Genomic DNA, 9,982 nt, shown 5'->3' on the forward strand with positions numbered 1-9,982 from the left:
AGTTACGCAACCTCCTTGGCGGTTCGGATTCCTGCTGATTGCCTATGCCGTGGAACCGGGTCCTTAGGTTCGCTGCCTGCCGGGCAGCGTGGACGGAAGGAACGTGTTCAATGGCGAATGGCGGTAGCCAGACGATCAACAGACCGAGTAGCCCGCCAGCGAAGACGATCGAGTCGAGTTCTGGCCCCAAGGTGATCCGGCGGCGACGGACACCGTTGACGACCCGGCTGAGGCGTGACTATCCGGTGCTGCTGCTGGCAATCCCCGGGATGCTGGTCATCTTCGCCTTCCAGTACTACCCGCTGTATGGCAACATCATCGCCTTTCAGGACTATCAGCCCTACCTCGGCATCAGTCAGAGCCCCTGGAACGGCGTCGAGAACTTCACGGTCATCATCAACGGGGACCCTGAGTTCCTGAACGCGGTCAAGAACACATTGATCTTGACCCTGATCCAGACCATCATCGTCTTCCCGGCTCCGATCGTCGTCGCGATCGTCCTGCACACGCTGCTGTCGAACAAACTGCGGCAGTTGGTGCAGTCGATCCTCTATCTGCCGCACTTCATGTCCTGGGTGATCGTCGTAGCGGTCTTCCAGCAAGTGCTCGGCGGCACCGGAATGATCAACAACTGGCTGCGTAGCCACGGCTATGACCCGCTGCACATCATCGGAAACGCAGACGCATTCCGCGCGCTGCTCACCTCCGAAGTGATGTGGAAGGACACCGGCTGGGCCACCATCTTGTTTCTCGCAGTCCTCTCCCAGATCGACCGATCGCTGTACGAGTCCACCGCCGTCGACGGCGCAAACCGTTGGCAGCAGATCTGGCACATCACGTTGCCGGGCATGAAGACGATCATCATCTTGTTGCTGATCCTGCGCCTGGGCGACTCGCTGTCAGTCGGCTTCGAACAGATCATCCTCCAACAACCCGCGGTCGGCACCGAAGTCAGCGAGGTGCTCGACACCTACGTCTACAACAACGGAATCCTCGGTGGCGCCTGGGGAGTCGCGGCATCCGTCGGGCTGGTCAAGGGGGCGATCGGCCTCTGCCTTGTGCTGGCCGCCAACAAGCTCGCCCACCGATTCGGTGAGGAAGGGATCTACCGCGGATGACGAACCTCGTAGCAACGCAGCGCCGTGGTCACACACTGGTCGACGGGATGCCGCGACCTGGCTGCCCGGAACGGGTGATCAAGGGCATCTTCCTGATTGTCATCTGCTCCCTGGTCGTGTTCCCGTTCATCGGCGTGATCTCGACCAGTCTGGCCACGCCCCAGGAAGTGACCCAGGCCGGCGGATTCGTGATGTTCCCGACGCAGGGCATCAGCCTGACGGCTTACCGGTCGATCTTTGCCGGGGGCACTGTGACCCAGGCTCTGCTGGTCAGCGGCTTCGTGACCGTCGTCGGCATCGCGATCTCCCTCTCGCTGACGTGCACTCTGGGCTGGGCACTCAGCCGACGCCGTACGGTCGGCAACAAGGCGCTGCTGATGTTGGTGCTGGTGAGCCTTCTGTTCAATCCGGGCCTGATCCCCACCTACCTGGTCGTCCAACAGTTCGGTCTGCTGGACAGCTTATGGGCGTTGATCATTCCGACCTGCGTCAGCGCCTTCAACGTGATCGTCGTACGGGCCTTCTTCGTCGGGCTGCCGGGCGAGGTGCTCGACTCGGCCATGATCGACGGGGCGTCGGAGTGGAAGACGTTCCGTTACATCGGACTTCCGCTGTCCAGGGCAGTGGTCGCCGTGATCGGCCTGTTCTACGGCGTCAGCTACTGGAACAGCTTCTTCCACGCGCTGCTGTACATCAACGACGCCAGCAAGTGGCCGCTGCAGCTGGTGCTGCGCACCTACGTGGTCAACGGTGTCGAGATCGGCGGCCAGGACCTCGGCGTGGCGGGCGAGGTCCTACCGCCACAGACCGCGATCCAGATGGCGATCTTGATGGTCTCCGTCATCCCCATTCTGTGTGTCTACCCATTCATCCAGCGTCACTTCGCCAAGGGCGTCCTGACCGGAGCCGTCAAGGGCTGACGATCCTCCACGACACCAACGAGAGGTTGAGAACAAATGACGAAGCTCGAATCCTTGCGGTTGTCGCGACGATCACTGTTCGGCGCCGGTGCGGCACTCGGACTGTCCGCAGCCGTGGCCGGCTGCTCAAACGAGGGCCGCGGCGGCGCCACCCGAGCCAATGACGCCGCTGCCAGGTCGAAGGTCCGGCCGGCTTACGTCCGCTACGAGAGTGTCGAACCCGATCTGTCCGGCGCGGAGTATGACATCCCGGACGCCTTCAAGCGCTACCCCGCCGATCCGGTGCAGGCGATCTCGGAGCCGCCCGGTGATGGTAAGCCGATCAAGGTGATGACCTACACCAACACTCCGATCCCACCCAAGGTATCCAGAAACGAATTCTGGCAGGAACTCAACAAGCGGGTCGGATCGCCGGTCGAGATCAACCTCACGCCATCGGTCGACTACAGCCAGAAGTTCGCCACTGCCGTCGCCGGCGACCAGCTCGGCGAGCTGTTCATGATCGGCGGCGTTCCGCAAAAGCCTCAGATGCTTGCAGCGAAGGCGGTTGACCTGACGCCACACCTATCCGGTGACCAGATCAAGAAGTATCCGTTTCTGGCCAATCTGCCGGAGGTCAGCTGGAACTCAGCGATCTTCGACGGCAAGATTTATGGCATCCCGATCCCGCGCGGCGCGATCAGCACGATGGTGCTCTATGCCCGTAAGGACATCCTGGGCCAACAGGGGCTCCCGGCCAAGGTGAGCAGCGCCGACGAGTTCGTCCAGCTCTGCCAGGAGTTGACCGATAATCGCCGGAACCGTTTTGCCCTGGCCGACCGGCCGACCGAGTTCGTCCGAAACATGTTCGCTATTCCGAACAATTGGAGCATGCAGGACGGCAAACTGGTCAGCGCCTTGGAGCATCCGGCACAAGAGGAGGCCCTCGCGCTCCTGGCGAAGCTGTGGAAGTCGGGCTACATCCATCCCGACGCGTTCACCGGCCAGAACCAGGATCGAAAGACGCGCTTCGGCAATGGATCGGGACCGCTGGTGCCGGGAACCTTCAGCGGCTGGCCAGCCTATCTGCAGACGCTGGAAGAGATGGGCGAGATCGCGATCATGGCACCGCCGGCCCACGACGGCTCCGGCGTCGGCCATACCTGGCTGGGCGCACCGACGATCTCTGTCACCGCCATCAGCAAGAAGGCCGAGGACCGGGTGGAGACCCTGCTGGCCTACCTCAACTATTTGGCCACTCCGTTCGGCACCAGCGAATATCTGTTCCGCAAGTACGGCATCCCCGGCGTTGATCACACCCTCACCGACGGAAAGCCGGTGCTGACGGACAAGGGCTTCAGTGAGACTCAGCTCGGCCTGCAGTACCAGGCCGACGGCCCTTGGGCCATCTTCCTTCCTGAGAGGGAGGGCAGCAGTACGGATTGCTTCAATGCGATGAAGGAGATCTGTCCCGAGGCGCTCGCCAATCCCGTGGACGGCATGTATTCCGAGACCGAAAACCGCAAGGGCAGCCAGATCAGCCGCGACATCGGCACGGTGACCGACGACATCATTCAGGGCCGCAAGCCGCCGTCAGCCTGGACCGCCGCGGTCAAGAAGTGGAAGGAGGACGGCGGCGACAAGATCGCCGAAGAGCTGTACGCCGCCTACGAGGCCTCACGCTGAAAAGGATCCGGAATTCCCGGGATCACTGCGATGCCGACGAGTCCCGTTAATGGATTGATCTTCCGAGGAGTCATCTGTGGGCCATCCGAACATCATCTACTTCCATACTCACGACACGGGGCGATATATCCAGCCCTACGGGGCGCCGATCCGCACCCAGCGGCTGCAGGCGTTCGCCGAGGAGTCGGTGGTGTTTCGCAATGCGCACTCGGCCGCACCGACATGTTCACCGAGTCGCGCTGCTCTGTTGACGGGCCAGTGGGCCCATACCGCGGGAATGTTGGGTCTGGCGCACCGCGGACACCGTCTCAAGGATTACGACCGTCACCTGGTGCGCACCCTGCACCGACACGGCTACACGTCGGCTCTGGTCGGCGTCCAGCACGAGGCGACGGGCCCCGGAGCAGCGACGCAGACCATCGGCTATCACGAGGATCTGCCCGTCACAGACAAGCTGGCACCGGCGCATCGCGACGCAGCACTGCGTTATCTTCGCCGCGACCACGACCGGCCGTTCTTCCTCTCCATCGGGCTGAACGAAACTCACACGCTGCGGGACACAGGTTGGCTCTTCGGTCATCCCGGCGGTGATGCTCGGTGGACCGCCCCGGCTCCCACCATGCCGAATGCACCTATCACCCGGAGCGACATGGCGTCCTTCCACGCAGCTGCCCTGCAGGTGGACCAGGCGCTGGGGGCGGTGCTGGACACACTCCAGAAGGAGGGTCTGGCCGACAACACGGTGGTGCTGGTCACGACCGACCATGGAATCGCGATGCCGGACATGAAGTGCACCTTGGGCACAACGGGAACCGGCGTGATGATGATGGTGCGGGCACCCGGTCTGCCGGCCGGCCACGCGATCGACTCGCTCGTCAGCCAGATCGACGTGTTCCCGACTCTGTGCGAGTTGCTCGGCATCGACGCGCCGCCGTGGTTCCAGGGGACCTCTCTGCTGCCCACGCTGGAGGGTCGCCAGATCCGTGAGGAAACGTTCGCGGAGATCACCTACCACGCCGCATACCAACCAGAGCGAGCCATCCGCACCGAGCGATGGCTCTACATCCAGCGCTTCAACGACTGGAACCGGCCGACCCTGCCCAATGTGGATGCCTCGGGCAGCAAGTCGCTCTGGGTTGACGCCGGTTGGCTCGATCAGGAGTTGCCGACGGTACGGCTGCACGACCTCATGTTCGATCCGCACGAAGTGCGGAATCTGGCCGACTGCCCGACGGCCGCTTCGGTGCGTGCCGACCTGGCCGAGCGACTGGAGCGCTGGATGCTCGAGACCGACGACCCTTTGCTGCTTGGCCCGGTCCCGCCGCCGGAAGGATTCCCGCCGCCGATGGCTCCCGATGCACCCCCGACGGGACCTTTCCCCAGCTGAATTCTCTCGATCGATCGCGTCTACGACAAAGGAGTTTGGCCATGCCATCATCCGAACGCAGGATTGTCCGGCGTCACCTACTTGCGGGCTCTGCCGCCGCGATCGGAGCACCGCTGATCGGCAGTTATGCCCGGCCGGTTTACGCCGCCGAACCCTCTCGCCGCTCGGCATCGCTCGAGCTGGACGAATCAAGGTACGTTGAGCTCGACGCCGACTTCCTCGACACCCAAACCGCCCACTACCCGCGGATCAAGCGGATGCGGGACGGCCGATTCATACTCTTCTACCAGAGCTCTCAGCACTCATGGAACGTGTATTGGAGCACCAGTCGTGACCTGAAGAACTGGGCCAAGCCACAGTTGCTGTTCGCGTCGCACAAGATCCTCGACGGAGACGATGATAGGTGCTATGCCACCGCGGATGCTCGGGTTCTGCACAACGGCGATGTCCTCGCCGTGTGTTCGTTCCGGGCCAACAAGCGCTTCAGTACCCATATGGAACTTGACGGGCTGATGCTGCGCCGCAGCACCGATAATGGACGGACCTGGCATGCCGAGCAGGTGATCTACATCGGCGCCAACTGGGAGCCATTCGTCCATCAGACCCCCACGGGTGAAGTCCAGGTCTACTTCACCCATAGCGCACCGAAGCGGGTTGTGGAGGACACCAAGGGATCGACCGGGGTCGCGATCATCCGATCACACGATGGAGGTCGGACATGGACCCCCAATGTGACCGACTACCCGTACGCCGCCGATCGAGTGGCGCAGCAATACGTTCGCACCTCTGATACGGGAGTCAAGATCTTCACCGATCAGATGCCCAGCGCGCTCCAGACCCGCACACCTGGGGGAATCGCGCTCGCGATGGAGTCCCATCTCACCGACGGCTACATGATCTCCTTCGCCTACACCAAGCAGAACTGGCCGGACAAATTGGGCATGGATGAGCCGGGACCGGCCGACCGTCAGGACAACATCTTCCGCGGCGCGGCACCGTATCTTGCACGGTTCCCGTCTGGTGAGTCCGTGCTCGCCTACAACCGAGATTCACGCCAGCACATCCACCTCGGAGACTACGAGGCCCGCGAATTCGGCGATCCCGGGGTGTTTCTGCCGGGAAACGGGTTCTGGGGCTCGATCGAGGTGATCAATCCCGGGCAGCTCGTCACCACGATGCCCCAGGTGCGTGACGACGGGAACAAGATCATGATCGGCATCCTCGATCTGATCAAGCGCTAACGGCGCTCGCGTCGTGGTTCGCGTCTGGGCGGGCCGAGCAGGTGCATCCCGGCTGCTTGCAGCACCCGCAGCACCGTCGACTCGCTCACGCGCACCAGCTCGAGTCTGGAGCCGCGGTGAGCCAGCTTGCGGTGTGACAGGTCGATCTCGGCCCACTCTTCGGCCAGCTTGACGATCGCCTCGCGTTCCCAACCCAGCAGTGCGTGCAACGGCACGTCGAGTCCGGGCTTGGCGTCAGCGAGCCGATCTTCGACGGCTCGTGCCTGCCAGCGCAGCACCCGCGCACGGTCCAGGCCGAGGCTGGCGGCTGCCCGCCTGGTCGACCAGCCACCAGCGGTGGCGTGGTCGACCACGGCGAGCAACCCGGCCTTCACATCAGCGTGCACGCGTGGCGGGACTGGGCCGGCTACGAGTCCCAACGCGATTTTCCTTCGCGCAGATGCAGCGTGATCGCCTGCTCGGTCACCGTGGCCCGTAGCCGCTCGATCTCAGCCTTCGCCGCTCGGCCTGAAGTGGCTGCGTGCCCAGCCCGACCAGCCGAGGACCATCGCCGACCTCCAGGCACTACTCGACCAGTTCGTCGCCGCCTACAACCACAACCGGCCACACCGGTCCCTGCCGCACCGAGCCACCCCGGCAACCAACTACACCAGCAGACCAAAGCGACCCCGACAAAGGGCGGCCGCGACGACACCCACCACCGACTCCGACACGACCGCATCGACAAAGCCGGCAACATCACCCTGCGCTACCGCGGCCAGCTGTACTCCATCGGCATCGGCCGAACCCACACCCGAACCCGCGTCCTCGTGCTCGTCCAGGACCTCGACATCCGCATCATCGACGCCGCCACCGGTGAGCTCCTCCGCGAACTCGTCCTCGACACATCCAAGCGCTACCAAGGCACCGGACGACCACCCGGACCCACCCGCTAAACAACGGACGGCCGAACCCACCACTATTGGGTTCGGCCGTCCGGGATGTCGTGAGACATCACAACGGCGCCCCCGGCAGGATTCGAACCTGCGACACACGGTTTAGGAAGATTCTGGACGAGGTGCTCCACGCGTTCTACCTGCGACTATGCCACCGCTCCGGCGTTCAGGGGTGCACTGAACGTGCATGGTTCGACGCCAGTTCGCACCACAAGTGATTCCACAAGCGTCGTGGGACCGGTCCGGCGCCCGGATGGGTGGCTCACATCCGCGAGGCTGTCGCGGCGGAAATATTCCAGGGGCTGACGCTCAAGCCGTTGCCGATGACCCGGGGTCGGGCAGCCACCGTCGGAGAGGGGTCCTCCAGCACCGGGGAAGTTGTCGCCGACGCTGGTGGTCATGGCCGTGCAACCGCTCCAGTGTCCGTCGTTCAAGCTGGTGTATGCGGCCGCCGTCCTGCGCCCCGTGGAGCGTAGGCTCGTCACTTTCGACGAATCCGGATGACAGGCCGCGTGCGCCTTCTCCAATCCTGTCCACGGTCCGCAGGTCACCCTGCGGCAGCTGCTGAGCCATACGTCAGGGCTGGACGACACCCACGAGCTCGAAGCCGATCCCGTCACTGCGCTGCACCTGCCCTTCCGTCGACCCGGGGAGGGGGCGGACGTTCCGCGCTGCTCTTCGACACGCCGCCGGGCACGCCGTCGACCCGCACGCCATCCTCGGCGGATGCTTTGGCGGGCTCACCGGCTGAAGTGCCGGACGGGCCATTCCTACCAAGCGAGCGCACTGGGGCCACTGGTTCGGACGGTACGCCAACGATGCGGCGCCCGATGCCGACGGTACTGCTCGTCCACGGCGGTCGGCGTTCGCACCTGCGGCCGGTGGGTGACGGCCTGTTCGTCACTGAAGGAGGCCTGTCAGACGGCCTGCTGCCGGGCGAACAACCGATCCTGTCGATCAACGACTTCCCACTGATCGGGATCTCCCAAGTGAGCGCATCAGCTGAAGAGCCGCCGGTCGTGGGAAGCGATGCGAGGGCGGCCGGATCCGGGCTTGACGTCTGACGGAAGGGGTACTTCCATACTAGAGTGCACGCACCGCGCTTGCGTCGCGGCTGGCCGCGGTGTTGACCTTCTGGTGCTCCGAGGGAGATCCCATGTCTAGTGCGCCCCGACCCTTGTCGTCGCGGCTACGTACTCTCCTCATCGTCCCGATGCTCGTGGTGGTCGGTGTCGCCGCCACCGGCCAACCCGGCCTCGCGGCTGATCCAAGCGGAGAGCGGGTGGCTCACCCGGGTAACGATGTGCCGCCGCTGCCCGAGGTGCAGTCGGTGGTCACGCTCGCCAACGGTCCGAGGTACGAAACCGCCAAGGACGGCACCCTCTACAGCCCGCTCGACGAACCCGACTTCATCAGAGGGCATGACAACGGTCAGAGCACGTTGTACGACAACGGCAAGGGCTTACGATTTTCGTACTGGTCGTTCGGTGACACGTTCCTCACCCGGCCGAACGGCGACGGCGACAGCTTCCTCGCCAACACCGGCGCGGGGACGACCGACCTCGACATGGGCGACAGCATCAGCGACTGGGACTACGACGGTGGCGAGGGCGGCCCACGGGAGTTCATCGACCTCAACGCCGAGGAGCAGGCGTGGAACGACGAGCACGCCGACACCGATCCGGACGCCGACGGATGCCAGCCCGGGCCGGGCGTCACGTGGATGGCGTGCGGTGACGAGTATGCGATCTGGGGTGGTTCGATCGTCGCCGATCCCGACCGCAAGCGGATTCTCGCGTTCTACGCCCTCATCACGCGCTATCACGCGTTGAAGGCAGGATGTACGCAGGACGACATCGACAATCGCAACGAGGCCTGCCGTGAGTGGCTGTTCGACGGTGTGGGTACTGGTGTCGCGGTCTGGACCGAAGGAAAGAAGGACGGCAACGGCTGGGCGCGGCAGACAGTGGCGCACCCGACCGATCCCGACATCCCCACGGCGATCTGGCCGACCGACGGGGTCCCTTCGACGCCCGATGCCCGGTACGACACCGCGATGGTGGTCGACCACGGCTACCTCTATGCGTACGGCTGCTATGGCTTCCTGGCATCGGAATGCCGGCTGGCCCGGGTGCCGCTGAGTCCGGCTGAGGCCGTGTGGGACCGTGCCAGCTGGCGATTCTTCGCCGGCGACGATCGCGACCGTGCCAGGTGTCGGCACTTGTGGTCGGCAGACCTGGAGTGCGCGGTCCCGTTGCCAGCGGGTACGAAGCCCGATGGCACTCCCGACACTCTGAGCGGTGGCGCCGCCGGAACCTCAGTCTACTGGAATCCCCGCCTGCGCGTCTTCATGTCGATCTACAGCGTCCCGTTGAGCAACGACATCCACTACCGGGTGGCCTACCGGCCCGAAGGTCCCTGGTCACAGGCGAAGCTCCTCGGTGTCGCGCTGCCTGCGGTGGGCGAGGGCCTCGGCTCGATCAGCTATGCGGGATTCGTCCACCCGGAGTACGCCGAACGGGGTGGGCTCGTGCAGTACATCACCTACGCGCACACGTCCGGGTTCCTGAAGTCGGACTTCCCGGTCATGAAGGTAACCTTCGCCGATCCCAGGGGTCACTGACCTGCATCGGGTAGGCGGGTCGACTCCCACGCCGCCGCTATCGGTTGCCTCCAATGCGGAGTAGTGGGGGGGGGGGGGGGGGGGGGGGGCGGG

The 9,982-nt window shown here is 64.3% G+C and carries 9 protein-coding genes; 7 read left to right on the forward strand and 2 right to left on the reverse strand.

The window, feature by feature from the left end; all coding sequences use genetic code 11:
• Positions 1–110 precede the first annotated feature (110 nt).
• The 5 genes from ABNF93_RS29295 (at position 111) to ABNF93_RS29315 (ending at position 6,331) form a co-directional block, all read left to right on the forward strand.
• Positions 111–1,118, forward strand: a complete 1,008-nt coding sequence (locus tag ABNF93_RS29295) for an ABC transporter permease (protein WP_349331455.1) — start codon at positions 111–113, stop codon at positions 1,116–1,118.
• A complete protein-coding gene (locus tag ABNF93_RS29300; RefSeq protein WP_349331456.1) occupies positions 1,115–2,038 on the forward strand; it encodes a carbohydrate ABC transporter permease in 924 nt (307 codons plus the stop codon). The genes ABNF93_RS29295 and ABNF93_RS29300 overlap by 4 nt, the downstream gene beginning before the upstream one ends.
• 36 nt (positions 2,039–2,074) lie before the next feature.
• Entirely contained in the window at positions 2,075–3,703 is a 1,629-nt protein-coding gene (locus tag ABNF93_RS29305; protein ID WP_349331457.1) for an extracellular solute-binding protein, read from the forward strand.
• Between the two features lie 76 nt (positions 3,704–3,779).
• Entirely contained in the window at positions 3,780–5,090 is a 1,311-nt protein-coding gene (locus tag ABNF93_RS29310) for a sulfatase family protein (RefSeq protein WP_349331458.1), read from the forward strand.
• A 41-nt stretch (positions 5,091–5,131) separates the two neighbouring features.
• Positions 5,132–6,331, forward strand: a complete 1,200-nt coding sequence (locus ABNF93_RS29315; RefSeq protein WP_349331459.1) for an exo-alpha-sialidase — start codon at positions 5,132–5,134, stop codon at positions 6,329–6,331.
• On the opposite strand, the gene ABNF93_RS29320 is transcribed toward ABNF93_RS29315, so the two are convergent.
• Entirely contained in the window at positions 6,328–6,750 is a 423-nt protein-coding gene (locus ABNF93_RS29320) for a hypothetical protein (RefSeq protein WP_349331460.1), read from the reverse strand. The two genes, ABNF93_RS29315 and ABNF93_RS29320, sit on opposite strands and share 4 nt — an antisense overlap.
• A gap of 225 nt (positions 6,751–6,975) precedes the next feature.
• Positions 6,976–7,233 carry a hypothetical protein gene (locus ABNF93_RS29325; protein WP_349331461.1) on the reverse strand — a complete coding sequence of 86 codons (258 nt, stop codon included), beginning with the start codon at positions 7,231–7,233 and terminating at the stop codon, positions 6,976–6,978.
• 863 nt (positions 7,234–8,096) lie between these two features.
• On the opposite strand from ABNF93_RS29325, the gene ABNF93_RS29330 reads away from it, so the two are divergent.
• Positions 8,097–8,330, forward strand: coding sequence for a hypothetical protein (locus tag ABNF93_RS29330; RefSeq protein WP_349331462.1), 234 nt, complete (start codon positions 8,097–8,099; stop codon positions 8,328–8,330).
• 92 nt (positions 8,331–8,422) lie between these two features.
• Positions 8,423–9,889: a DUF4185 domain-containing protein gene (locus ABNF93_RS29335; protein ID WP_349331463.1), complete on the forward strand. Its 1,467-nt coding sequence runs from the start codon at positions 8,423–8,425 to the stop codon at positions 9,887–9,889.
• Positions 9,890–9,982: the final 93 nt, after the last annotated feature.

It is taken from the genome of Actinopolymorpha sp. B9G3 (assembly GCF_040120725.1).
Classification (GTDB): Bacteria; Actinomycetota; Actinomycetes; order Propionibacteriales; family Actinopolymorphaceae; genus Thermasporomyces.

Excerpts from the sequence above, each read along its gene's own strand:
- ABNF93_RS29295 (WP_349331455.1), top strand. The coding sequence starts at position 111 with ATGGCGAATGGCGGTAGCCAGACGATCAACAGACCGAGTAGCCCGCCA.
- ABNF93_RS29300 (WP_349331456.1), top strand. The coding sequence starts at position 1,115 with ATGACGAACCTCGTAGCAACGCAGCGCCGTGGTCACACACTGGTCGAC.
- ABNF93_RS29305 (WP_349331457.1), top strand. The coding sequence starts at position 2,075 with ATGACGAAGCTCGAATCCTTGCGGTTGTCGCGACGATCACTGTTCGGC.
- ABNF93_RS29315 (WP_349331459.1), top strand. The coding sequence starts at position 5,132 with ATGCCATCATCCGAACGCAGGATTGTCCGGCGTCACCTACTTGCGGGC.
- ABNF93_RS29330 (WP_349331462.1), top strand. The coding sequence starts at position 8,097 with ATGCCGACGGTACTGCTCGTCCACGGCGGTCGGCGTTCGCACCTGCGG.
- ABNF93_RS29335 (WP_349331463.1), top strand. The coding sequence starts at position 8,423 with ATGTCTAGTGCGCCCCGACCCTTGTCGTCGCGGCTACGTACTCTCCTC.